The 25,208-nt window shown below is 46.9% G+C and carries 18 protein-coding genes and 1 pseudogene; 10 read left to right on the top strand and 9 right to left on the bottom strand.

What is annotated here, in order from left to right; genetic code table 11:
* Positions 1–278 precede the first annotated feature (278 nt).
* The 5 genes from yjjX to EKG38_RS02200 all read left to right on the top strand — a co-directional run bounded on the left by yjjX (position 279) and on the right by EKG38_RS02200 (position 5,403).
* Positions 279–848, top strand: a complete 570-nt coding sequence (gene yjjX / locus EKG38_RS02220; protein WP_126518240.1) for an inosine/xanthosine triphosphatase — start codon at positions 279–281, stop codon at positions 846–848.
* Positions 849–1,063: 215 nt separating this feature from the next.
* Positions 1,064–2,086, top strand: a complete 1,023-nt coding sequence (locus EKG38_RS02215) for a bifunctional helix-turn-helix transcriptional regulator/GNAT family N-acetyltransferase (RefSeq protein ID WP_246033056.1) — start codon at positions 1,064–1,066, stop codon at positions 2,084–2,086.
* 262 nt (positions 2,087–2,348) lie between these two features.
* Entirely contained in the window at positions 2,349–3,392 is a 1,044-nt protein-coding gene (locus tag EKG38_RS02210) for an NADP(H)-dependent aldo-keto reductase (protein WP_126518238.1), read from the top strand.
* A gap of 199 nt (positions 3,393–3,591) precedes the next feature.
* Complete coding sequence (locus tag EKG38_RS02205) at positions 3,592–4,803, top strand: cysteine desulfurase (protein ID WP_126518236.1); 1,212 nt, start codon at positions 3,592–3,594, stop codon at positions 4,801–4,803.
* Between the two features lie 162 nt (positions 4,804–4,965).
* Positions 4,966–5,403 (top strand): SufE family protein, encoded by a 438-nt coding sequence (locus EKG38_RS02200; RefSeq protein WP_126518235.1) that lies wholly within the window; start codon positions 4,966–4,968, stop codon positions 5,401–5,403.
* 21 nt (positions 5,404–5,424) lie between these two features.
* Here EKG38_RS02200 and EKG38_RS02195 read toward each other — a convergent pair whose 3' ends face one another.
* Entirely contained in the window at positions 5,425–5,715 is a 291-nt protein-coding gene (locus EKG38_RS02195; RefSeq protein ID WP_126518233.1) for a putative quinol monooxygenase, read from the bottom strand.
* A 128-nt stretch (positions 5,716–5,843) separates the two neighbouring features.
* Between EKG38_RS02195 and EKG38_RS02190 the strand changes: the two are divergent.
* Positions 5,844–6,380: pseudogene (locus EKG38_RS02190) on the top strand (AAA family ATPase); the annotation flags it as partial.
* 107 nt (positions 6,381–6,487) lie between these two features.
* Here EKG38_RS02190 and EKG38_RS02185 read toward each other — a convergent pair.
* From EKG38_RS02185 to EKG38_RS02170, 4 genes are all read right to left on the bottom strand, one after another.
* The gene (locus EKG38_RS02185) at positions 6,488–6,862 is read right to left on the bottom strand and encodes a PH domain-containing protein (protein WP_126518231.1); all 375 of its coding nucleotides are present in this window, start codon (positions 6,860–6,862) and stop codon (positions 6,488–6,490) included.
* 260 nt (positions 6,863–7,122) lie between these two features.
* Complete coding sequence (locus EKG38_RS02180) at positions 7,123–9,039, bottom strand: peptidase U32 family protein (protein ID WP_126518229.1); 1,917 nt, start codon at positions 9,037–9,039, stop codon at positions 7,123–7,125.
* A 132-nt stretch (positions 9,040–9,171) separates the two neighbouring features.
* Positions 9,172–9,489, bottom strand: a complete 318-nt coding sequence (locus tag EKG38_RS02175; RefSeq protein ID WP_126518228.1) for a cupin domain-containing protein — start codon at positions 9,487–9,489, stop codon at positions 9,172–9,174.
* 26 nt (positions 9,490–9,515) lie between these two features.
* Positions 9,516–10,196 carry a nitroreductase family protein gene (locus EKG38_RS02170; RefSeq protein WP_126518226.1) on the bottom strand — a complete coding sequence of 227 codons (681 nt, stop codon included), beginning with the start codon at positions 10,194–10,196 and terminating at the stop codon, positions 9,516–9,518.
* 131 nt (positions 10,197–10,327) lie between these two features.
* Between EKG38_RS02170 and EKG38_RS02165 the strand changes: the two genes are divergently transcribed.
* Positions 10,328–12,106, top strand: a complete 1,779-nt coding sequence (locus tag EKG38_RS02165) for a sensor domain-containing diguanylate cyclase (RefSeq protein ID WP_126518224.1) — start codon at positions 10,328–10,330, stop codon at positions 12,104–12,106.
* On the opposite strand, the gene nagB is transcribed toward EKG38_RS02165, so the two are convergent.
* Positions 12,107–12,895, bottom strand: a complete 789-nt coding sequence (gene nagB, locus EKG38_RS02160; protein WP_126518222.1) for a glucosamine-6-phosphate deaminase — start codon at positions 12,893–12,895, stop codon at positions 12,107–12,109.
* Between the two features lie 220 nt (positions 12,896–13,115).
* Here nagB and EKG38_RS02155 point away from each other — a divergent pair, with 220 nt between their 5' ends.
* The gene (locus tag EKG38_RS02155) at positions 13,116–13,799 is read left to right on the top strand and encodes a pseudouridine synthase (protein WP_246033054.1); all 684 of its coding nucleotides are present in this window, start codon (positions 13,116–13,118) and stop codon (positions 13,797–13,799) included.
* Between the two features lie 99 nt (positions 13,800–13,898).
* Here EKG38_RS02155 and EKG38_RS02150 read toward each other — a convergent pair whose 3' ends face one another.
* The 3 genes from EKG38_RS02150 to prfB all read right to left on the bottom strand — a co-directional run bounded on the left by EKG38_RS02150 (position 13,899) and on the right by prfB (position 19,242).
* Positions 13,899–16,346, bottom strand: coding sequence for a sensor domain-containing protein (locus EKG38_RS02150; RefSeq protein WP_126518220.1), 2,448 nt, complete (start codon positions 16,344–16,346; stop codon positions 13,899–13,901).
* Between the two features lie 224 nt (positions 16,347–16,570).
* Entirely contained in the window at positions 16,571–18,073 is a 1,503-nt protein-coding gene (lysS, locus tag EKG38_RS02145; protein ID WP_126518218.1) for a lysine--tRNA ligase, read from the bottom strand.
* Between the two features lie 70 nt (positions 18,074–18,143).
* Positions 18,144–19,242, bottom strand: a protein-coding gene (gene prfB, locus EKG38_RS02140; RefSeq protein ID WP_185826753.1) for a peptide chain release factor 2 whose coding sequence is annotated in 2 segments (ribosomal slippage) — positions 18,144–19,166 and positions 19,168–19,242 — 1,098 coding nt in all. Because the reading frame shifts where the segments join, the coding sequence is not laid out codon by codon here.
* Positions 19,243–19,462: 220 nt separating this feature from the next.
* On the opposite strand from prfB, the gene EKG38_RS02135 reads away from it, so the two are divergent.
* The gene (locus tag EKG38_RS02135) at positions 19,463–20,446 is read left to right on the top strand and encodes an ion channel (RefSeq protein WP_126518215.1); all 984 of its coding nucleotides are present in this window, start codon (positions 19,463–19,465) and stop codon (positions 20,444–20,446) included.
* A 376-nt stretch (positions 20,447–20,822) separates the two neighbouring features.
* Positions 20,823–25,145, top strand: coding sequence for a formate dehydrogenase subunit alpha (fdhF, locus tag EKG38_RS02130; RefSeq protein WP_126518213.1), 4,323 nt, complete (start codon positions 20,823–20,825; stop codon positions 25,143–25,145).
* Positions 25,146–25,208: the final 63 nt, after the last annotated feature.

Raw genomic sequence — 25,208 nt, 5'->3', positions numbered from 1 at the left:
AGCGATATCTCAGAAACGGAGTAATTCGAGATGTAACCCCGCAATCAAACCGTGAAGCTTGAGATAAATCACAGTCATTTTCGCTATAAAAATAGACAGGGCTAGCGATACCCTCTAAAACAAGTTTTCATACAAAAAGTTCAACTAGCAGATATGGCTTTTAGTGACACTTTTAGTGACGGGGAGTAGTATATTTTTCAAAGAAGAGCTAACCCCATGTTTTAGTTATCGCTCACTCGAGTCAGATACGATAATCAACAAATAGGAAAGAGATAAGCATGCAAGAGATCGCCAATCTGAAGAAAATAAGAGTACTGGTTGGTTCGACCAATCCGGTAAAGATCAATGCTGCCAAAGTGGCCATTTGTCAGATCTTTCCGGAAACAGATATTGAGTGCATAGGTATTCACGCTCCCTCCATGGTTCCGGACCAGCCAATGACCGAGGTGGAAACCCGACAGGGTGCAATCAACCGGGTCACCTACTGCCAATCATTAGTCAATTCAAACGATCACTCGGCGGAGCTGTTTGTTGCGATGGAAGGTGGAGTCGATAACTTTGAACATGGCCCGGCAACGTTTGCCTATATTGTTGTTGCCACAGCGAATCAAGTTTCCGTCGGTCGCAGCGCACTGTTGCCACTCCCCTCATGCGTCTACCGCTCATTAGCCGCAGGTGAAGAACTTGGCGATGTCATGGATAGACTGTTTAATACCAAAAATATTAAGCAGCAAGGCGGGGCAATAGGACTATTGACTAAAGGGCACGCAACCCGTGAAAGTATCTACACTCAGGCACTCATTCTTGCCATGGCTCCTCTATTAAATCCTGAGCTATATCAAGACTAAAGCATTTCAGTAATGACTTGCATTTATACCGGTAACTCCCTAGTTTAGACATAGAGTGTTTAGACTGAAGTTATTTAGCTCATCGCTATATGATATTCACCAAGACCGCTCACAAGTGCAAAATCTGATTCGCAAATCACTTGCATTCTTTCTCATTACCCTCTAGGTTAGACATTTAGATGTTAGTCGCAACTAATTAAAAGGGTTGGGGAGCTGTGTTAAATAGCAAAAATGATATTTTTAGCAAAGACAAGGCTGAGCAGGTACAGGGTTCAGGCCTGAGAACATTATCCAGACACTTAGTCAGACAATTGGGAATGCTCAATTCGGCGTGTGGCGATCTGCCACTCTCTCCGGTTCAGGCTCACGCGTTGATTGAGCTCAGGCATCAGGCAATCCCAATAAAACAACTCGCTCAAATACTCAACATTGATAAATCTAATGCCAGTCGAGCCATCACAAACTTGGTGGAAAAAGGGCTTGCGCAAACTAAGAGCAACCCCAAAGACAGCAGAAGTTTACTCGCCCACCTGACCCCCCAGGGAAAGAAGTTGCTTCACAAGCTGGATCTGCAGCAAAACATTGTTTTCGAACAGATCCTATCGCAACTTTCAGCCGAAGAGACAAAACAGATAGAGAGTGCAATAACGGTCTATCATAAAGCGATTTGCCGCTCTCAAGCTCAACAGGGATTGACCATCCGCGAGATAAAGCCAAAAGATGATGAAGCTATGGCTCAGATCATTCGTGAAGTCTCAGCCGAATATGGCCTCACTGCTGACAAAGGCTATGGTGTCTCAGATCCTAGCCTGGATTCCCTCAGCCAGGAATATCAATCCGATAACGCCTGCTACTGGGTAATAGAGGAGGATGGGGTAATACAGGGAGGCGGAGGGATTGCACCAATACACTCTAAATCGAACCCTGTTGAAAGTGATGGCTTAAAATCAGAGTCTGAGTCAAAGACCGCCTTCGAAGATGGAGTTTGCGAGCTTCAGAAGATGTATTTTTCACACCAACTTCGCGGTAAAGGGTTAGCGAGACGCCTCGCCTATCAGGCGATCAACTTCGCTCGTGAACGCGGTTATCACTCCTGTTACTTAGAGACCACTGCTTGCCTTAAAGAAGCCGTTAAGTTGTATGAATCAATTGGCTTCGAACATCTGCAGTCTCACCTCGGCAATACCGGCCATGACGCCTGTGAAATGCCGATGTTATTGAAGTTAACGAAAAACTGAGATGCTAAGATATAAACTAAGACGATGCCCTTCGGGCTAATCGACGCTTCGCTGTAGAATCTAAGACGACGCCCTTTGGGCTATTGGGTAAGATTGCTTTAAAAAAACAGGCGGAGCCGTCGAATATGCGGAGCCATCATACAGGCTGCGCCATCACATCGTCGCAGCCGCCATCTGATATATCTAGTCTTTCCCCCAAAACCTTGTTAGCCTCAAATGATTCTCGTTGCGCAATTTGCGCCAAAATTAGAGTGGAGTTTTTATGGAATATAGACGTATCCCACATTCCAGCCTTGAGGTAAGTGAGCTCTGCTTAGGTACCATGACTTGGGGTGAGCAGAATACCCAACAGGAAGCTTTTTCCCAACTCGATTATGCCATAGGTGAAGGGATCAACTTTATCGACACGGCAGAGATGTATCCGGTCCCTCCCAAGGCTGAAACTCAGGGAGAGACCGAGCGAATATTAGGTAATTACCTAAAAAAAACTGGTAATCGTAACGACCTAGTCATTGCCACTAAAGTTTCGGCCCCCGGTGGTAAGAGTGACTATATTCGACCGAATATGGCCCTGGACTGGCGCAATATTCATGAAGCGGTCGATGCCTCACTGGAACGACTTCAAATCGACACCATAGATCTGTACCAGATCCACTGGCCAGACAGAAACACCAACTTTTTCGGCGAACTCTCTTATCAGCAGATCGATGATAATGAGAAACAAACCCCCATCATAGACACGCTTGAAGCATTGGCCGACTTAGTAAAATCAGGAAAAATCCGTTACATAGGCGTATCCAATGAAACTCCCTGGGGTCTGATGAAGTACCTGCAACTAGCAGAAAAGCACGACCTCCCTCGTGTCATTAGTGTCCAAAACCCCTATAACTTGCTTAATCGCAGTTTTGAAGTGGGCATGGCAGAGATAAGCCATCGTGAAGAGGTGCCATTATTAGCTTACTCACCTCTGGCATTCGGAGCACTCAGCGGTAAATACCTCGATGACCAATGGCCAGAAGGTGCCAGACTGACCCTGTTTAAACGCTTTGCTCGTTATACCGGCAGCCAGATGGCACTCGAAGCGACCAAGGCTTATGTCGAGTTGGCTAGAGAGTTCCATATGAGCCCAGCGCAGATGGCTCTGGCGTTCGTTAACTCACGCAAATTTGTGGCCTCCAATATCATAGGCGCAACGAGTCTTGAACAGTTAAAAGAGAATATCGACAGCATCAATACCAGTATCTCACCCGAGTTGCTTATTCGTCTGGATGAGCTGGCTCAGATATACAGACTACCTTGCCCTTAAAAAGTAAGAGTAAAGACAGTTATAAGCTTTAAGCGGTAAGCAGAGTCAAAAGCGGCTTCAGAAATATCATCAGGATGACAAGATAGAAAGCGACGAAGAACTCGCCGTAAACCAAGCATAAAAGGCACTTGCAATAGGCGTTGAGATCTCCGAAGATCACAACGCCTTTTATTTTTGTTATGAACCAGCGGATTAAACCATGGACTTTACCCAACTGCGCGCTCAATTTCCGACTCTCGAGCAGACCTTAGAGGGGTACCCACTGTGCTACCTGGACACGGCGGCCACCAGCCAGAAGCCTAAACGAGTCCTGGATGCCATGGTTCAATATTATGAGAAAGATAACGCGAACGTTCACAGAGCCGCTCATCAGCTGTCGTCCAGAGCCACGAGTCAATATGAAGCGGTACGTGACACACTGACTCGCTTCATCAATGCTGAGCGCCGGGAAGAGATAATCTTCACCCATGGCACCACCGAAGCGATTAATATGGTGGCCTATGGATTAACGGCTCAGATTAAAAAGGGCGATCTTATTCTGATCGATACCGCGGCTCATCACGCCAATATCGTCCCATGGCAGCAGTTGGCTCAACGCACCGGCGCAATTATCAAGCCCATTCCTCTGACTGAAGATTGCCGTTTAGATGAAACCGCCTATGATGCCCTGCTGCGAGACAAGCCCGCGATTGTCGCGCTGAGCCATGTCTCTAACGCCTTGGGCACCCTCAACCCGGTTCACTCCCTGATAGCTCGCGCTAAACAAGCCGGCGCGCTCACTCTAGTCGACGGCGCGCAGGCGATTGCTCATCTGGCTGTCGATGTCAGAAGTATCGATTGTGATTTCTACGTATTCTCCGCCCATAAAATGTATGGCCCGACCGGGCTTGGCGTACTTTATGGCCGTTATGACATATTAGATACCCTTGCCCCCCTGATAACCGGCGGTGAGATGATCAAAACCGTCAGCTTTGAGGCAACCGAGTTCAATATTCTGCCAAACAGACTGGAAGCGGGAACACCGCCGATCGCCGAAGTGATAGGCCTGGGCGAAGCCATTGCCTTTATCGATGAACTGCCGAGCGTTCAAACAGCCAGGCAGGAAAGTGAGTTAATCTGTTACTTACAATCACAACTCGAGCAGTTAGGCGACATCACCCTATATGGTGCTCATCGGGATAATATCGGTGCTGTGGCATTTAATCTGGCAGGGGAACATCATCAGGACGTAGGGATATTATTAGATCAACAGGGCGTCGCCGTGCGCTGCGGCCACCATTGCGCCATGCCGTTGATGCAGAGTCTGCAGATCAAAGGCTGCTGTCGAGCCTCGGTCGGTGTCTATACCAGTAAGGATGATATAGACAACTTTATCACCGCACTCACATCGGTAAAAGAGATGCTGTTATAATTAAATTTCAGGTTCTAGGTTCTAGGTTCTAGGTTCTAGGTTCTAGGTTCTAGGTTCTAGGTTCTAGGTTCTAGGTTCTAGGTTCTAGGTTCTAGGTTCTAGGTTCTAGGTTCTAGCAAGTTATCCATTACATAGATTTATTTAACAGTATTCAGGTCAAGTATGAGTCAAACAGCACAGCCCGCCACAGAGGTATTTTTAGCACTTAAACTCGATAGCAGTGAGATAATGCTGTCGTTTGAGAACGCCAATAATTGGCAAGAACGCTATCGTCAAATAATGCTGCTTGGTAAAACTCTGCCTAAGCTAGGCGAGGAGTTTCGTGTAGAACAGGCTCAGGTCAGAGGATGCGAGAGTAATGCCTGGCTCTACCACACCGTAATAGAAGGCAAACATTATTTTCTGGCCGACAGCGATGCCCGTATCATAAAAGGATTGGTTGCTCTGCTGTTGGCCGCTTGTCATGGTAAAAGCTCAGAAGAGATAGCCACTTTTGATATAGAAGGCTACTTTGACCAGCTAGGATTAACGGGCCAACTTAGCCCGTCACGCACTAATGGATTGTTCGCCTTGGCTAAGGCGATCAAAACCGCAGCCTAGAAAGCGAATAACGATCAACAGTTAGCCTATTTTCGTCATCTCACTGATCACAAAGCTTGCTACCGCCCCCTCAACAGCTTTCAGGTATGCCTCGATATGTCCACTAGCAAGGTGAGTCTGCAATAGTGCCTTGCTTTCCCAACCTTCATAAAACACAAAGAGTTCAGGGCGTTCGTTATCTTGATGCAGGTCGTATTGCAGGCAGCCCAGCTCCTTACGTGTAGGCTCAATCAGTTTCAGCAGTTCTGATCTCACCAGTTCCACTTGACCTTGTTTCGCTTCGATATGGGCTACGACAGTTAATATACTCATGATTTATTCCATTTGATGGTTCGAATTAGTAACAATTATAGAGAACCATACTCAAAGATAAAGACGCTAATACCTCGAACACTTTCAAAATATTTTTGTCAATATAGGCGTATCAACCCTGACAACACCAACACAGAGATAGCATCTTCACCGAGCTTGCCGATCCCGAAAGAACACCTGAAGTCATTAGGCTAAGAGATAACATCAGAGCATGGCGTTTCTACGATCACTTCCGCAGCGATAGCGATGCCTTCCCCGGGGCCAAAGTGCATATCGAATATGAATCTAACGGCATGCTAAGCGTGAGATTTTACCAAGAGGGGCTGTTACGTCCGCTCAATGCGGCTGAGCTTTCCGACGGGACACTCAGATACCTGCTGCTCGTCGCAGCCCTATTAACGCCCAGACCACCCGAGCTTATGGTACTTAATGAACCCGAAACCAGTTTGCACCCGGATCTGCTACCAGCTCTATCTCGTCTGATAGCCAAAGCATCACAACTGTGTCAACTATGGGTTGTCTCTCACGCCAATAGCTTGATCAACGCCCTCAATACATTCGAACACTGCAATCTGATTGAACTGGATAAGCAACTGGGGCAGACGGAGATAGTCGGTCAGGATATTTTAAGCAAACCCAGCTGGAACTGGCAGAGCCGCACTTAACCGCAGCGGCAAAAGCCAAGTTAAGAACGAGCCGGGAGCTGCTGGTAACTCCTGGCTCGTAGCTCGTAGCTCGTAGCTCGTAGCTCGTAGCTCGTAGCAAGAATAAACTAAAGCGAGAAGTTTGCGATCGTCTTCTGAATACCGACCACATCGGTGCCCTTCTTAAGCTCTTTAACCAAAGGATCTTTTTGACCCGAGATCCATAACTTAAGCTCAGAGTCCATATCGAATCGGCCCGCAGTTTCAACTTCGAAATGGGTGATAGCCTTATAGGGAATAGAGTGATAGCTGACTTTCTTGCCTGTCATCCCCTGCTTATCGATTAAGATGAGTCGCTTATTGGTAAAAACAAACATGTCCCGTATGACTTTATAGGCCAGGTGTAGCTGCTCATTATCACCCAAAATTGGATTTAACTCTTCGGCTAACTCCTCTAAATTAACTTCAGATGCATTGCCCATCAGCGAATCTAATAATCCCATCTTTCTTCCTTAAAAAGTGCTTGGTCCTTATACCGATTAGCATAAGTGCCCATCTATAGATAAGTCTCAAGATAGCATATTCCGTTAGGGTTAACAGAATCGAAAGGAGTGACAATTAAAAGGGTGCCTAAAGGGAAATTAAGAAATTTTAAACGAGGAACAGAATTACAAAGAAAAGAGATAGTTGAATAAAAAATGAAGCAACTGCAACCTATGGGACACTCAAAGAATCACCATAAGTTGCGTTACGTTCGACAAACCTAGCCTCTGCCGTCGCTCTTCACCTGACGGTTGGCGCCAACCACCATCATTTCACACTTAGGGCAGTCGAAAACCAGCTTTAATACATCTTTACCTATCTCAAGTACCATAGGATCTGCCTTTATCCCCGGCACCTCTTTAGGACAGAGATTGAAGTTGAAGCGCAGGCAATGTTTAGTCACCATCAATGGGACCTCTTCGGTGATACCGTTCTTCTCATAGGTATCTTCAATCTCAATCACACCATGCTGCAGATAGAAGTCTTTCGACTTTTGGTTGGCCACATTAGCCAGATAACTAAGATGCTTAGTCGGATACATGGCGTCTTGATTATGTTTCCAGGGCAGTGGTCGTTGATAATCATCGACTCGGGCTTGCTCGAGCGCCGTGACCGCATCACGACGAAGACCGTTAATCACGGAGGCTGGCGCAAACCAAACTTGCTCAGTCTCGATACTGATCTCACGGGCAACAAAATCGGTACTGCCAAGTTTTCCTAACTGTTTACGCAGCTTTGCCCTAGCGCTTTCTGGTTCATTTGCAGCCTGTTTATCTAAAGCCAGAGTCACCACGCCCTGATGACCATAGATATCTGTCATCGCCATCTTGATGCCATCTGTGGTGTCTGTCAGCTTGATATCGACCTCAATAGAACGCTTCGATGACTCTTTGGCCAACACCGCCTCGAAAGCCTGATCTCGGTTACGATAGATAGTCATACCCACTTCAAGATCGCCTGGCACCGCCAATACATGCAGTTTAAGACCTTCGGCGCGATTCAACCGCAAGCCTTTCAGCTTATCATCGGACTGCTTGGCACTGGCATAGTTGGCAGGGAAGTAACATAAGCCATCACCATTATTAAAACTGTGGGTGGAGTTAACCTCGATGTAATCTTTGCCTAAGGCCTTAACCGTTGCGACCTCTTCACCGATAAATTTCGGTGAACGAAAATCACTGACCCCCTGACTACGCTCATGAACAAAGTAATCGGTGCGACCACGGTTAAAGGTTTTCTCCGGATTTGGAGTGAAGTTATGCACACTGCGACCATGTGATGAAGCTTTCAATTCCGGACGGCGCGCGATGATCTTGTCCAGCTCTTGCCTGTAATGGGCTGTCACATTTTTCACATAGTTGATATCTTTGAGTCGGCCTTCAATTTTAAACGAGCGCACGCCGGCATCGATCAAGGCTTCGAGATTATCGGTCTGATTATTATCTTTTAGCGATAACAGATGCTCATTTTCGGCAAGTACTTCGCCCTGACGGGTCTTAAGTTCGCCCGGAAGACGACACATCTGTGAACATTCACCTCGGTTAGCACTGCGATTACTGAATGCATGGCTTAGGTTACACAGACCACTGTAAGCCACACACAGGGCACCATGAATGAAGAACTCGAGTTGCATCTTAGTATGAGCGGCCACTTCGCGTATCTGACTCAATCCCAGTTCGCGAGCGAGTACGACCTGTGAGAAACCAACCTGCTCAAGAAAAACCGCTTTTTCGGCGGTGCGGTTATCCATCTGAGTACTTGCATGCAACGCGATGGGAGGAAGGTCGAGCTGTAATACGCCCATATCCTGTACGATGAGGGCATCGGCGCCAGCTTCATAGAGCTGCCAGATCAACTTTTCAGCATCGGCCAGCTCATCATCCATCAAGATGGTATTAAGCGTAACAAACACCTGAGCATAGTATTTATGGGCAAAGCTACAGAGCCGGGAAATATCTTCCACACTATTACCCGCGCTAGCACGAGCGCCAAAATCAGGGCCACCGATATAGACCGCATCGGCACCATGAAGAATCGCTTCCATACCAAATTCGGCATTTTTAGCCGGGGCAAGCAGTTCTAATCGGTTCGATATATGCGAGATATCATCGGGGGTAAAGATGGCAGCTTTGCTCATAAAAATCACTCAAAAGGTAACGCGAAAATTTTGGTGAGATATTATAGCAAAAAATGGGGCTCAATTGGGATTAGCTAATATAAAATCACAATCTATCATTAAGCGCAGATGAACAAAGTGAGCAAAAAACATTCAGTAATGTACTGCTAACCATACAGTTTCAGTCTCTTCACTGGTCCAGCTCACCCTATGTTTTCTATGTGCCTCAATATCGACATAATCCCCTGTTCGCAGGTGTATAAGCTCACCATGCTCAAACTGCAGCTTGGCTTCCCCCTTCAACACCATCACCCACTCACTTCTATCTTGATCGTACCATTGCCCCTCAGGAGTCACATGGGCATTAGAGACAATCCGCTCGATTAAGACCTTGTCATTGCCGCCGATCTGCTCGAACACTTCAAGAGAAAGGTCTGTGGGGAGCTCACTCAACATATTACTCTTATTCATATTTCCTCAATAAGTCATGTTAACGACTAAAGAAAGCTGGTGATCTCATCAAGCGATTTTTTCTGGGTAGAGTGAGCCGGAATTGTCGCCCCTTCATCCGGGTATCCGACAACAATCAGCATATAGGGGCGATCGACATCATTGTCTCGCCCACAGACCTTACTCAAAAAAGACATAGGTTTAGGCGTGTGAGTTAAGGTGCCAAGACCCGCATGATGTAAGGCTTGCAGAAGAAAGCCTGTAGCGATGCCTACAGACTCATGAACATAATAGTTAGTCTTGCTGGCATTATTTTCAATCCCGCCACGCTTTTGAGAAAATACGGCGATAAGCCAGGGCGCACGCTCTAGATATGATTTATTGGCATCGGTCCCCAAAGGTTTCAACGCCTCCAGCCACTCTTCACCCGCTCTGCCTTCGTAAAAAGAGCGCTCCAACGCCTCGGCTTCATGGCGGATCTGTGACTTAACTTCGGGTGAGCTTATCGCGACAAAGTGCCAGGGTTGGTGGTTGGCACCGCTAGGTGCGGTTGCGGCAGTTTGAATGCATTGTTCGATAAGCTCTCTGCTAACTGCTTTATCAGAAAACTGCCTGATAGAGTGACGCCTTTTAACTTCATTGTAATGGCTCTTAGCCCTAGCGAGCATCTCCTCTTCGCTGTACTCAATAAAATCTGTTAGAGGAAAATGTGCTTCAACCTCAATCATCTCTCTTCCTTGTATTGATATTCTCTGTTTACCATAACTCAAGGAGAGTAAAAAACCAGCAAATAAAACCACAGCAATTTTCAGCGAGTAAGTCTGTACATTTTACCGCCACCGCTTTAGTGTTAACACTAATGAGCAAAAGTTCTAACCTAAGGTTTGCACTGGCTTCAACTATGCAGCGTGTTACTCTCGCCCTAGTATCCACACTCTTAGCAATATTATCATTCCTATTGCCTGTACTCGCTGCACCTTTAGATACCTCAAACGTATTTAAACAGCCGATAGGTAAAGAGCTCCTCTTTCTTCAAGAGCAGCAGCCGCTCTCTGTTAACTCGGCCCTAGCAGCCTATTTACAAGGGGATTTTACAGCCTCTCATTCAAGCGTGCTCAGCTTCGGTATTGGCTCTAAACCTATCTGGTTGGCTTTTAATGTTCAAAATCCGCTAACCTCCCCGGTTAATAGGCGAATCCAGATAGCAACATCTTGGCTAGATAGTGTAGACATTCACTATATTCCGACACGAACGACCGCATTCAGACAGGTGGTAACTCAATATTCTGGAGATAGAAGTTCTTTTACCAAGCGCAATTTAAACGACAGGTATTTCAGCTTCGATCATGACTTCACACCGGGGGAAACGACGGTATTAATTCGTATCGAATCACCTGATCCTATGGTCTTGCCAATATACTTTTCAAATCTGGATACAGCACTAGAACGATCCCAATTCCAAAGTTATAGCTATGGCTTCCTCTATGGTGCAGTACTCTGCCTGCTTATTTACAACATATTGTTATTTATCGGGATGAGAAGCATCAGCTACCTCTTATACTCGATGTTTTTGTTTGGATTTCTATTGATGAACTTGTCCTATACAGGCCATGGTTATCAGTGGCTATGGCCTGAGTTTCCACAATGGCAGCAATGGGCAAATCCGGTATTGATGATGCTCTTCAATGTGACAGGCCTGCTGTTTGCGTTACGCTTTTTACGGGTAAAATCCTTCCTGCCTGGCACCTATAAACTCACCAAGCTTATCTGCATCCTGTTCCCTCTACTGCTGCTTATGGCCTTCATCGCCGGCGATCAGGTTCTTGGGCTCTTTTTTGCCTTCGACTTTATGCTTCTATTCTCATTTATGATGATACTGCTTGGTCTTCTGGCACTTAAGGCCGGCAATCCCAGCGCTAAGGTATTTTTACTGGCATCTACATCTTCGATGACAGGTGCCGCTGTCACAGGCATGGCGGTTTGGGGATTCATTCCATTTACCGATGTGACCTATCGCGCTGCCGAAATCGGCATTCTCATCGACATAGTGTTATTGGCATTGGCGCTGGCTGTCAAATTTCGCGCCACAGAAAGAGAGAAGATCATTGCCGAACATCAGGCCAAGACAGATCCTCTGACGGGACTCAATAATCGCCGGGCTTTCTATGAGATAACCCCAATATTCTGGAAGCAAAAAAAGACAAAAGTTGGGGTATCAATGATCATTATCGACATTGACTACTTCAAGGTCATCAACGACACATATGGTCATACTGTCGGCGATGACGTTCTTGTTCAATTTGCAACACTATTGAACAAGAGTCTCAGGCAGCAAGATATCGCGGCTCGCTGGGGAGGTGAGGAGTTTATTTTATTGCTACCCAAGACTCGACTCAGAGAAGCTTCGACTATCTCTAAACACCTGTGTGAGAGCATTGCAAAGCATGCATTTATTGCTGACAGTAACGAACTTCAGGTAACCGCGAGTATAGGACTGGCCCACGGAAGTCCGGCTCACTTCACCCTAGAGCAACTGATTTCACTTGCCGATCAGCAACTCTATCAGGCCAAACAATGCGGAAAAAATCAGATAAGTTATGAAAACAGCCCAGATGTCCCAGGCGAAACTTGTAATTGACTAGGGGAGTTTAGCCATCAGCTTCTGATTTTCATTTTCGATGTGCTTATAAAAATCACGGTCTGACAGTTTAGATGCTGCGGCCTCATCTATCACCAAAACGGCGTCGGTGTGCAGTTGCAGCGCAGAGGCGGGGCATGCGGCCATCAACGGTCCTTCCACTGTAGCCAAAATGGCATCGGCTTTATTCTCACCCGTTGCCAATAACACCACCTTCTTAGCATCTAAGATGGTACCAATCCCCATAGTAATCGACAGGTGGGGCTGATATTCATCATCACGAAAGAATCGGGCATTATCTTCGATAGTGGCCTTGGTCAATGTCTTTACACGAGTACGTGACATTAAGCCTGATGAGGGCTCATTGAAACCTATGTGACCGTTACGACCAATGCCCAGCAGCTGAATATCGATACCACCGGCGGCTTTTATCTTCTCCTCATAACCCACACAGGCTTCGAGTGGATTCTCGGCATCTCCAGGCGGAACATAAGTTTGTGCCTTAATGATATCGATATGATTAAACAACTGTTCATTCATGAAATAACGATAACTTTGTGGGTGTGTCCCCTTCAGCCCCAGATATTCATCGAGATTAAAGCTGGTCACATCCTTAAAAGAGATCAGCTTAGCATCACACGCCTCGATCAGACCTCGATATAATGAGACCGGGGTAGATCCTGTCGCCAAACCTAAAACAGAATTCGCCTTCTTTTGTAATTGCTTAATGAAGATATTAGCTCCATAAGCAGCGACTTCGGCACTATCTTTTAAAATGACGATTTGCATAATTTCAGAACCACCCACACCCAGTTAGATACATAACCAATACTTGATAACATTACTATAACCAAAAATGACAACGCTGTCATTAGTAATTATAAACGAGTGACAGCCCCTTAATCCAAGGTGGTAACAGACTATTTAGAGATTCCCCCCTCAGTTTTAATCCGCTCGCGGCTCCCCTCCTATTCTCTGTTCAGGTTATACTGTGTGAAGCTCTAAACAGATGACTAAACCAGAGATGCCTGAAGATAAACCGATACCACAACTGCAAACGAATAACGATACCTCCGATGAGTTCAATACTAAATGTGTATCGATAAGGGATGCGTCTCAACCACATCACCACTATAAAATTTTCAAGCCCTATGGCTACCTGAGTCAATTTGTCCCGGAAAGAAGAAAGAGTAAAAAGCTGCTCGCCGAACTGGCCCTGTTCCCTGCCGGCACAATGGCAATTGGCAGACTCGATCATGACTCTGAAGGGCTACTGTTACTGACTACCGATGGCATGGTCAGCCACCAAGTTCGCAGTAAAAAAGTAGCGAAAGAATATTATGTGCAGGTCGATGGTGACATCGATGACGCCGCCATACTTAAGCTGCAAACAGGGGTCGAGATAGGCATCAAAGGCGAAAAATACCATACCCTGCCCTGCAAGGCGTTTAAACTGAAAAATGAACCTGAATTACCGTCTAATGGACGTAAACCCCGTGACCCTAAACATGGACCGATGAGCTGGGTATCGATCACGATAAGCGAAGGGAAAAATCGTCAGATAAGAAAGATGACTGCGGCGGCAGGTTTTCCAACTCTGAGGTTAGTCAGAGTCAGAATTGGCAATGTTCATCTCGATAGGATGCGATCCGGCGAGGTCATTCAACTTGAGGACCCATCGGGTATCCGGTGAGTTAATGATTAGATCGACGCTCCCGCTCAATTCAGGCGCACAGATACCGGCTTAAGCCGAGACGAGTTTCTGCCGAGCGGGATAACTGAGGAACGTCAATCAGAGTAAGAAGTTAAGTAGTTCTGTGGGGAGCTGCGGTCTACTATAGAGGTATCCCTGCACTTCATCACAGCCGCTTTCACGTAAAAAATCGGCTTGTTCCTCAGTTTCAACTCCCTCCGCAATAACTTGTAAATTCAACGCATGACCCAAGGCAATCACAGCCTTAGCAATGGCGGTGTTATTAGCGTCAGAAGGAATGTCCCTGACAAAAGACTGATCGATTTTTAACTTATGAATAGGCAGCTTTTTCAGATAATTAAGTGACGAGTAGCCGGTGCCAAAATCATCGACAGAGAGCTCAACGCCTAGCTCCCCTAACACCCTGAGATCGCGAATAGCCACTTCGGGATCCGACATCATAAAGCTCTCGGTAACCTCAAGCTCCAACGACTGAGCAGGAAAGCCTGTCTCATTCAGGATCTGTTTGACCTCTTCGACAAATGAGCTCCGCTTTATCTGTTGACCGGCGATATTCACCGCAATACGACCAAATATTTTGCCCTGCTCATTCCACTTAACACCTTGCAGGCATGCCTCTCTCAATACCCAACTGCCAATCGAATTAATCAGGCCTATCTTCTCAGCGACGGGAATAAATATCCCAGGAGAGATAACGCCTAAGACAGGATCCTCCCACCTGAGCAAGGCCTCGAAACCCACAGTTTTAAGACTGTTGAAGTTAAGTTTCGGCTGGTAAACCAGATGGAAGTTACCCTCCTCCAGAGCCATATGCAGTGCACTTTGCAGCTTAAGGTGCTCTCGTGACTCCAAGGTCAGAGACTCGGTATAAAAAGCATAACTGTTACGACTGTCCTGCTTAGCCCTGTGTTTAGCCGCATCCGCATTTCTTAACAGGGTATAACCGTCCTTACCATCATGAGGGTAAACAGAGACGCCCATACTGGCGGTCAACCTGACCTGATCGTTCTCCCCGACAGAAAAAGGCTGTTCGAACGCTTCCCTTAACTTACTCAGGGCTAAAGTGAGCTCTTCACTGCCTCCGCCCCCTGGAAACAACACGACAAATTCATCGCCGCCAATACGCGCCAGTGTATCCTCGGCGCCTTTTTTAGCCGTTAACCTGTTAGCCAGTTCCACCAAGATCTCATCACCCATAAGATGACCGAAACTATCATTGATCTGCTTAAACAGGTCCACATCGATAAACACAATAGCCAACTGAGAGCCTTGATGATGAGCATGACGGAGCTCCTGCTCAATCTGGGCAGTCAATGTCATCCTGTTCGGTAGGTTGGTCAAAGGGTCATGGTAAGCAAGGTGGGCCAGCTGCTCTTCATTTTTCTTCTGCGCCGAAATATCCGTAAACACGGCAACGAAATATCGCACCAACCCATCATCACCAAGCATCGAGCTAAGGGTAACCAACTGCGGAAAGATGGCGCCATTCTTGCGTCGATTCCAGATCTCACCGTGCCATCTCCCCTTGTGCAACAAACCTGTCCACAGGTCATCATAGAAGGCTTTATCATGTCGACCGGAGCTGAACATGCTGGGATTTTTACCTAACACCTCTTCCCTCGAATACCCGGTAATTTCAGAGAAAGCCCCATAAGTTTCTATGATCTTGCCATCCCGGTCGGTGATCATCACCCCTTCGACAGAGTTTTCAAATACCCGTCCGGAAAGCTCTAACTGTTCTTGTATTGCCTTATGTTGAGAGATATTTCTGGAGAGTCCTATGACCCCTTTAAGGCAACCATCATCTGTCACTACAGGAACTTTTGATGTCTCCAACCAGTATCTATCGATCTCGGCATGTTGTCCCTCACACTCGCCAGCCGTGATCTGCTCGCCCTTATTAATGGCTTCCGTATCGGCTTGAATAAACTCTTCGGCTAAATCGGCAACAAATAACTCTTCATCTGTCTTGTTGATGATCTCTTCACGGGTTTTCCCCCATGATTTTTCGACACTTCGGTTGAAAATGACGTAACGTCCATCAGTATCTTTCATCCAAACATGTTCTTTCAGGCTATCAATAAAGAGCTGTAAATCAATTTGGTCCCCGTTAGAGACACGGCCTCTAATCTGAGATTCTTGGCTACGATACTGACGATAAAGCTCAGCCAGATGGAGCTCGATATTATCCGCAGTAAGACGTGCAAGTTGCTTGGTTTGTGCTAAACAGTCCGTCAGTCCCTCGGCTTTATCGGTTTGTTCGATGAAGTAGAAAGAGAGCTCACCAAAGATGGCTTTCGATGGCCATAGCAAGGCAATAGAGACCCTTTCACTGGTATCCTTAACATTGATGGCCTCAAAAGATCCGGAGTCTTCAGCTTTTAGCCCAGCACTAATTTTCGCACATAGTTGATCCTCAGCATCCACGACTCTCAATACGCCCACGCAGTTTGAGATGCGGGTAATAAGGTCAATTGACGCTTGCCATTTTAGCCAAGTATCTTGAGGAACGTTAATATCAATCATGAGGAAACCAACTTAAACAACATGTAACTCCAATAACTTAAGAAACCCAAAATGACTACAAAAAGTGATTAGCGAGAACGAAGCAATGATGAATCTCTTTTAACATTATTAAAATAAGTGTGAAACTTCAACATAGAAAGAAAAAAACCAGCCAAGCGGCTGGTTTTTAATAAACTGCCACGCAATATTAAATCAATAATGCGTGGCTTTAGTTTGACTGAATGCTAGCCCTGAGGACGCATAGCCGGGAACAAGATCACGTCACGAATAGTGTGCGTGTTAGTAAATAGCATGACCAGACGATCGATTCCGATACCTTGACCCGCAGTTGGCGGTAGGCCGTGCTCTAGCGCAGTAATGTAGTCTGCATCGTAGAACATCGCTTCGTCATCACCGGCATCTTTAGCATCAACCTGTGCCTTGAAGCGGTTGTCTTGGTCTTCTGCATCGTTAAGCTCAGAGAAACCGTTAGCCACTTCACGGCCGCCGATAAAGAACTCGAAACGGTCGGTGATGAAATGGTTGTCATCGTTACGACGTGCAAGTGGTGAGATATCCGCAGGGTAACCGGTAATAAACGTAGGCTGCATTAACTGAGTCTCTGCAGTTTCACCGAAGATCTCTTCAAGAAGCTGACCACAGGTCCAGAACTTCTCGATAGTCATGCCCTGGCTCTTAGCCAAGTTACGCATAAACTCGACATCTTTAACTTCTTCGTAAGTCATAGACTGAATCGTTTCGTTATCTGGGCTGTACTTTTTGATCGCATCCAACATGCTTAAGCGCGCATATGGACCACCAAAGTCAACAACATGCTCACCGTATGGCAGTTTTGGAGAACCACATAGTTCGGTGGCAATAGAACTTAGCATCTCTTCGGTAAGATCCATCAGATCTTTATAATCTGCATAGGCCATATAGAATTCCATCATAGTGAACTCAGGGTTATGGCGTGGCGACAGACCTTCGTTACGGAAGTTACGGTTAATTTCGAACACACGCTCGAAGCCGCCAACAACCAGACGCTTAAGGTAAAGCTCTGGTGCAATTCGAAGATACATAGCGATATCGAGTGCATTGTGATGCGTCTCGAACGGACGAGCCGAAGCGCCACCTGGAATGCTGTGCATCATAGGCGTTTCAACTTCCATGAACTCTTTCTTAACCATGAAATTACGGATGGCAGAAACCACCTTCGAGCGCATGATGAAGGCTTCACGAGACTCTTCGTTAACAATTAGGTCAATGTAACGCTGACGATAGCGAGTTTCCTGATCTGTTAGGCCGTGGAACTTTTCAGGCAATGGACGTAGCGCCTTTGTCAGCAACTCATACTCTTCCATGTTCACATAAAGGTCGCCTTTACCCGACAGGTGAAGCTGACCAGTCACACCGATAATGTCACCAATGTCTAAGCCCAGGAATTTAGCTTTAAGATCTTTTTGAACATCTTTACCCGCGTATGCTTGGATACGTCCACTGACATCTTGAATGACCAGGAATGGACCACGCTTTGCCATAACACGGCCAGCGATACTGCGCACAATGCCCATGCCTTCAAGCTCTTCTTTAGTGTTATTACCAAATTCAGCCTGAATGTCTGCCGCTTTGTGTTTACGATCGAAGGTATTCGGGTGACCATTTGCAGGGCAGTTTTCACGAATGTGCTCAAGCTTGGCACGTCGCTCTGCAATTAATTTATTCTCATCTTGTACTTGTTCAGTCATCTTCTTCTCTCGTAAATGTTACAGATCACACGTTAAAATTAATTAGTTAGCTAATTCAGCTAAATATCACTTATAAGCCAGATTTCAGGCTGGCTTCGATAAACTTATCCAGATCGCCATCGAGGACACTTTGGGTATTACGGCTCTCTACGCCGGTACGAAGATCCTTAATACGTGCATCATCGAGCACATATGAACGGATCTGGCTGCCCCAACCGATATCAGACTTAGCATCTTCGGCAGCTTGTTTGTCGGCATTTTGCTTGAGCATCTCTAACTCATACAGCTTGGCTTTAAGCTGTTTCATTGCAGCATCACGGTTCTTATGCTGCGAACGGTCATTCTGGCATTGAACCACTGTATTCGTCGGTACGTGAGTAATACGAATCGCCGATTCTGTTTTGTTGACGTGCTGCCCACCAGCACCCGAAGCTCGGTATGTATCGATTCTCAAATCCGACGGGTTAATATCGATCTCAATCGAATCATCAATTTCCGGATAGACAAATACCGAACAGAAAGAGGTATGACGCTTACCCGAAGAGTCAAATGGTGACTTTCGCACTAAGCGGTGTACACCCGTTTCCGTTCTCAAAGAACCGAAGGCATACTCGCCAGAAAACTTGATGGTTGCACCTTTAATACCAGCAACATCGCCATCTGTCACTTCCATAAGCTCAGGCTTATAGTCATGGGCATCGCCCCAACGAAGGAACATACGTAGCACCATATTGGCCCAATCTTGTGCCTCTGTGCCACCCGAGCCGGATTGAATATCCAGATAACAATCTGCAACATCATGAGGACCGGAAAACATACGACGAAATTCGAGTTCTTCGAGTCGTTTCTCCAGGCCGTCTAGTTCACTGCTGGCGTCATCGAAGGTCTCTTCATCATCCTCTTCGACTGCAAGCTCAACTAAGTCCTGAACATCTTCCAGGCCCGAGTCCATATCATCGATAGTCTTAACAATGGCTTCTAAAGAGGAACGCTCTTTACCTAAAGCTTGGGCATTTTCCGGATTGCTCCATACTTCAGCACTCTCTAGTTCCGCACAAACTTCTTCCAGACGCTCTTTCTTAGCATCGTAGTCAAAGATACCTCCGGAGTAGAAGGGTGCGCTCGGCAAGGTCTTTGATTTTAAATTTAACCGGATTTACTTCAAACATAACTCTTCTACTTAAAATACGTTGGGCAGAGACTGCAAACCCGCTATTTTAACTCAATAGAGGCATTTCGACCAGAGCATGAAGGAGATGAATTGCGGTTATTTCAACCTTTATCTTCACTCAGTTAAAATTGCTTCCCTAAGCACCTTTTCTCTAATTCCCTCCTTAATCAATAGTTAATAAAGGCACAAACCTTAAATCTCCTGTCTATACTTCCAACATGACCGAAAATACTCCCACATGCTGCTATCACGAAGATGAAGGATTTTCCTGCTCAGAACCCGCAGGAAGCTCTGGATTGTGCTATTGGCATGATCCTAAGATCATTAAAAATAAGCCTGAGGATATCCATAATTTAGAGCAGTTCGCCCGCAATGGCGGCATGCTTAGAGGCTTGGCACTTAAACGTGCCAAACTGCCCGGCATCGATCTGGTCAGGCATCATCAAAAAGTAGGTTTCGATATGACTCACGCAGAGTTATATCGAGCAGACCTTCAAGGTGCACATCTATTCAACCTCAATCTTCATAAAGCCAGTTTAATGAAGGCGGATCTCAGAGACTCGAATGTTCACTGCGCTAACTTAGTAGGCACAAACCTACTGGGTATCAAGTGGAATGGCGCCAAGATTGAGAACATCTCCACCGGGAAAAAATTAAAACAGGAGATGTTAGCCTTGGAAGCCGTACGTGTCGGAGAAAAAGAGATAGCCAGAGATTATTTTGAGCAGGCAGAAGAGATCTATCGCGACCTTCGTAAAGCCGCCGATCGCGAGGGGCTGTTTGCAATGTCGGGTGACTATATCCGCAAAGAGCTCACCATGCGCCGCCATCAAATGCCAAAGTATAGCTTCCACCGAATTGTCTCAAAAATGATCGATCTTTTCTGTGGTTATGGTGAGGCACCATTGCGGGTGATTGGATTTTCAATGGGCCTGATTATTGTCTGCGCCATTTTCTATCTTTTTACCGGTTTGAGTTACGACAGTAAGATTCATGTCTTTCAACTGAGTAATGATTTTGTCAGCAATTTATACCTATTTTTCAACTGTATTTATTACTCGGTGGTGACCTTTACAACCCTGGGATATGGTGACTTTACGCCTATCGGATTCTCCCGAGCCATTGCTGCGATTGAAGCGTTTACCGGTAGTTTCACCATCGCCTTGTTCGTGGTGGTATTTGTGAAAAAGATGACAAGATAAAGAGGAAACCTGGTTCTAGCCCCAGAATTGTCCCCCTCCGCTCTTCAGCGAATCACTCGTCACTAAAAGCCAGCAACCTCTGCCGATAGATTTTTTCGAGAGCTAGATCACGCGGCAGGCCAGCGCACCCTGCCCAACCCCGCAATCCCAAAACGCTTTGTGAAGGCCCTTGCAAAATTAGTGTTTGATAATACTGCTTAGACCTGATCCACAATGAGCCATGGTTATACTCATTGGAATTAAATATGACCTCTTTATCGCTCGCGCTTTGCAGAGCACTCCCTCCCTACACATAAAGAGACCTCATTGTGCCAACAAAGAAGTGCCAACTAAGAAACTTGCTCCTGATAGCTAATGAATAACGAAGGCAGATACGATGAAAAAGCTGAAAATCGATGGTACCCTGCTATCGGCTCGTCCCGAAGAACTCCTAATAGATATAGCAAGAGATGCGGGGATAGTGATCCCCAGCCTTTGCGAGCGACCCAACACGGGTAAACACAAGAGTGCCAGTGAAGAGAAAAGCCACTGCAACCTCTGTGTCGTAGAGATCCACTCCCAAGAGACAGCCACATGTAGTGAGGTCAATCCCTCAACCGTAAGGTCCTGTGAAACGACATTGGGTGAGCTTTGTGCCAGCGCCGCAACCGACATGAGCACAGGCAGCGAAACTCAGATTGAAGTAGTCACTCAATCGGCCTATCTCAGCCAGCAGCGACAAGCTTCACTGACAGAGATATTAAGTGACCACTTTGCAGACTGTGAAGCCCCCTGCCAACAAGCCTGCCCGGCAGGCGTCGATGTACAGTCATACCTGTTTCATATAGCACAAGGCAACCATAAAGAAGCCGTAAAGGTGATTAAGCAGACCCTGCCACTTCCTCTGTCTATCGGCAGAGTATGCCCCGCATTTTGTGAAACAGAGTGCAGACGTGGTCTGGTTGATGAGCCTGTAGCAATAAGACAACTCAAGCGACATGCTGCTGACTTGGATATCGAAGACAGTGAAAGCTATGTGCCGCCTAAGTCTCCGGCAACGGGGAAAAAAGTCGCCATCATAGGAAGTGGACCCGCAGGTATCACAGCCGGATATTATCTGTCCAATTCGGGACACGATGTCACCATCTATGAGTCTATGCCAAAAGCCGGCGGCTGGTTACGCTACGGAATTCCTGAATACCGTCTCCCTAAGGCGATACTCGATAAAGAGATCGACTTACTGTGTAAAAACGGTTTAAACATCCAGACTAACATTAGACTGGGTGAGCAGATCCATCTGAAACAGCTTGTCGATGATTTCGATGCCGTCTGCTTAGCCATAGGCGCACAAAAAGCAGTACCTATGAACTATCCGGGTATCGATCTTGACGGTTGTTACTTAGGTGTCGACTACCTCAAAGATCACTGCACAGAGAAGCGTTATAGGACAGGAGATAAGGTGGCCGTGATCGGAGGGGGAAACACCGCCATAGATTGCGCGCGAACCGCAAAGCGTGACGGAGCCGATGTGACCCTCATCTATCGTCGCACCCGTGACGAGATGCCTGCCGAGCCCTACGAGATCGAGGAAGCCGAACACGAAGGGATTAACTTCCATTTCCTGACAAACCCCATAGAGAATCACAGTGATATCCATGGAAGAGTAGAGAGTGTCACCCTGGAAAAAATGGCATTAGGGGAACCCGATGCTACAGGAAGAAGGGCTCCCATCGCTACCGGAGAGCATTTTACCCAAGCCTTCGATACCGTTATTCCAGCCGTTTCACAGATGCCGGATATGGAGTTTCTTAAACACCCGGAAAGTCAGCTCACCACAGGGAAGCTGGCTCTTACCCGCTGGAACACATTCGAAGGTTGCGATCATACTATGTCGGCGGGCCTATCATCAGGCATCGATAAACTCTTTGTATTAGGTGATTCAAGAACGGGACCGGCTACGGCCGTCGCGGCGGTGGCCGACGGCAGAAAAGCCGCTCAAGCCATCGAAAAATTACTGACACAGGGTCTGGTCTGTGAGCTTAGTCCGAAGCAATTCAATGCAACTAAATCAGCTAAAGATACTGAGTTGTCTGCGGCACTTTATCCCAATGTAAAGCAACGACCTAAGGCCAAGATGTTAGAACTTGGTCTGAAAGAGAGACGCTTTAATTTCGGTGAAATTGAACTCGGCTTCGAGCCTGATCAAGCGATGAAAGAGGCTGCACGATGTCTTGAGTGTGCATGCCAGGCCAATACCGACTGTAAGCTGCGCGACTATGCGACCGAATACAAGGTTGATTCCACCTCCCTCACCAATAGTGAACCGGCGAATGCACCGAGACAATTCAGTGTCGATACCAGCAGCCCCTTCATCACCTTCGATGCTAACCGCTGCATCAGCTGTGGTGCCTGTGTCGAAGTTTGTCAGGATCGCGATGGCCATAATGCCATCAGCTTTGCGCCCGATAACTATCAGGCTCTGCCAACCGAAATTGCAGCACAGCAGTGTAAACGCGCCCCTCGAGCAGGCTTTCGCGCCTCCATGAATGACAGTGACTGCGTCCAGTGTGGTAGCTGCGTTCAAGTCTGCCCTACGGGCGCCTTGGTCGATGCTCGGGATAAAACTCAGGGAGTAAGGACTGAGCTTAAGCAGGTATCGACCATCTGTACCTACTGCGGTATAGGTTGCAGACTTAACATGCATGTCGATGAAACCGAAAATAAAATTAAGCGGATCACCGGCGATACCCGCTCGGTCGTCAACGAGGGGATGTTATGTGTCAAAGGCCGCTTCGGTTTTGACTTTATCTCCAGTGAACAGAGGCTGACTCATCCGCTCATTCGAAAAGATGGAGAGCTGGTTCGAGCCTCCTGGAGTGAGGCTATCGATTATATCGGCAGTAAACTCAATCCCATAATTGAAAAGCATGGTGGTAATGCGCTGGCAGGACTCGCCTCGGCCAAAGCGACAAACGAAGATAACTATCTATTTCAAAAGCTATTCAGAAGCGTTATCGGCACGAATAATATCGACCACTGCGCCAGATTGTGTCATGCATCAACCGTTACCGCCCTCTATGACAGCTTAGGTAGCGGAGCCATGAGCAATGATATCCCGGGCATTAAAGAGTCCGATTTGATCTTTATATTAGGCTCGGATACCAGCAACGCCCACCCAATCATCGCCTCTCATATTAAAGCGGCAATTCGTGACCATGGTGCCAGACTTATCGTTGCCGATCCAAAACAAGTAGACATTGCCGACCACGCTCAACTCTACGTCAAACAGAGGCCCGGCACTGACATCATGCTACTCAATGCCATCATGCAGCAGATCATCACCAATAACTGGCACGATCAGGCCTATATCCAGGACAGAGTCGATGGGTTTAGCACCCTTTACGACGAAGTGATGAAGCCAGACTATAACCTGAACAATGCAGCGCTTATTACCGGCGTTGATGCAGCAGATATTATCGCTATCGCACAGATGATAGGAACAGCAGAGAAGACGGCGGTCTATTATGCCATGGGGATCACCCAGCATACTTCAGGTCATGACAATGTCACCGCAATTTCCAATCTACAGTTACTCTGCGGGAACATAGGTGTTCGTGGTGCAGGAATTAACCCACTGCGAGGTCAGAGTAATGTTCAGGGAGCCTGTGACATGGGCGCGCTGCCAAATTACTTCAGCGGTTATCAAAGAGTCGATGACCCTCAGGTGCAGCGTCAATTCAGACAAGCCTGGAATAATCAGGAGCTCCCCAACCAAGAGGGAATCGCAGCAACAGAGATGATGCTCTCAATTCTCAAGGGAGATCTGAAAGCACTCTATATCATGGGTGAGAACCCGGTACTGAGCGATCCCGATCAGGCCCATGTCCTCGAAGCTTTGCAGGCTGTGGAGTTTATGATTGTGCAGGATATCTTTCTGACTGAGACCGCAGAGCTTGCCGATGTGGTACTCCCGGCCCTGACGTTTGCAGAAAAAACAGGACACTTCACCAATACCGAGCGCCGGGTACAACAGCTACAAGTAGCCGTTACGCCTGTGGGAGAGGCGATGGAGGATTGGAAAATAGTGCAGCTGGTGGCCAAGCAGTTAGGCGCCGACTGGCACTATGAAGATGAGAAAGCGATATGGCATGAGATAACTCAGGTCACCCCTCAATACAGGGGAATTAGTTGGCACTCTGTCGACATTAACACTGAGCATGGCATCAAGGGAGTTCAATGGCCCTGCCCAACGCAGAACCATCCAGGCACTCCTGTACTGCATACCAGCCAATTCACCCGTGGCCGGGCACAAATGAGGCCTGTAAGCCATACACTCCCACCGGAGATGCCGTGTAGCGAATATCCGCTTATCCTTTCAACCGGGCGCTTACTCGAGCAGTTTCACACAGGAACTCTCACTCGAAAGACGGTGGGACTGGATGAACTTGGTGCACCAAAGGTGATGATATCTGTCTATGACGCAGAGATATTAGGGATTAAGAATGGTGATATGTTAACGATCGCATCTCGCCGTGGAGAGATTGAAATCGCGGCCTTTGTGACTAAACGAGCCCAAGCGGGAGTGTTATTTTTACCCTTCCACTTTGCAGAGGCAGCAGCCAATAAACTGACCATCAATGCACTCGATCCTATCGCGAAAATCCCCTCGTTTAAGATCTGTGCCATCAAAGCGGAAAAGCTTGAACCGTCAAGCGCATGATATTTAGACAGTAAAAGCATACAAAAAGGGAAGCGAACGCTTCCCTTTTTTGTTGACCTAAAG

Origin of the sequence: Shewanella canadensis (assembly GCF_003966225.1) — a bacterium.
GTDB lineage: Bacteria > Pseudomonadota > Gammaproteobacteria > Enterobacterales > Shewanellaceae > Shewanella > Shewanella canadensis.
The sequence above is the reverse complement of the archived record's forward strand: the minus strand, read 5'-3'. Positions and strand labels throughout refer to the sequence as shown.

Coding starts and splice junctions, on each gene's coding strand:
- EKG38_RS02175 (WP_126518228.1), bottom strand. CDS start 9,489: ATGAATAAGAGTAATATGTTGAGTGAGCTCCCCACAGACCTTTCTCTT.
- EKG38_RS02135 (WP_126518215.1), top strand. CDS start 19,463: ATGACCGAAAATACTCCCACATGCTGCTATCACGAAGATGAAGGATTT.
- EKG38_RS02170 (WP_126518226.1), bottom strand. CDS start 10,196: ATGATTGAGGTTGAAGCACATTTTCCTCTAACAGATTTTATTGAGTAC.
- EKG38_RS02150 (WP_126518220.1), bottom strand. CDS start 16,346: ATGATTGATATTAACGTTCCTCAAGATACTTGGCTAAAATGGCAAGCG.
- EKG38_RS02195 (WP_126518233.1), bottom strand. CDS start 5,715: ATGAGTATATTAACTGTCGTAGCCCATATCGAAGCGAAACAAGGTCAA.
- EKG38_RS02210 (WP_126518238.1), top strand. CDS start 2,349: ATGGAATATAGACGTATCCCACATTCCAGCCTTGAGGTAAGTGAGCTC.
- EKG38_RS02185 (WP_126518231.1), bottom strand. CDS start 6,862: ATGGGATTATTAGATTCGCTGATGGGCAATGCATCTGAAGTTAATTTA.
- yjjX (WP_126518240.1), top strand. CDS start 279: ATGCAAGAGATCGCCAATCTGAAGAAAATAAGAGTACTGGTTGGTTCG.
- fdhF (WP_126518213.1), top strand. CDS start 20,823: ATGAAAAAGCTGAAAATCGATGGTACCCTGCTATCGGCTCGTCCCGAA.
- nagB (WP_126518222.1), bottom strand. CDS start 12,895: ATGCAAATCGTCATTTTAAAAGATAGTGCCGAAGTCGCTGCTTATGGA.
- EKG38_RS02205 (WP_126518236.1), top strand. CDS start 3,592: ATGGACTTTACCCAACTGCGCGCTCAATTTCCGACTCTCGAGCAGACC.
- EKG38_RS02200 (WP_126518235.1), top strand. CDS start 4,966: ATGAGTCAAACAGCACAGCCCGCCACAGAGGTATTTTTAGCACTTAAA.
- EKG38_RS02165 (WP_126518224.1), top strand. CDS start 10,328: ATGAGCAAAAGTTCTAACCTAAGGTTTGCACTGGCTTCAACTATGCAG.
- EKG38_RS02180 (WP_126518229.1), bottom strand. CDS start 9,039: ATGAGCAAAGCTGCCATCTTTACCCCCGATGATATCTCGCATATATCG.
- EKG38_RS02155 (WP_246033054.1), top strand. CDS start 13,116: ATGACTAAACCAGAGATGCCTGAAGATAAACCGATACCACAACTGCAA.
- lysS (WP_126518218.1), bottom strand. CDS start 18,073: ATGACTGAACAAGTACAAGATGAGAATAAATTAATTGCAGAGCGACGT.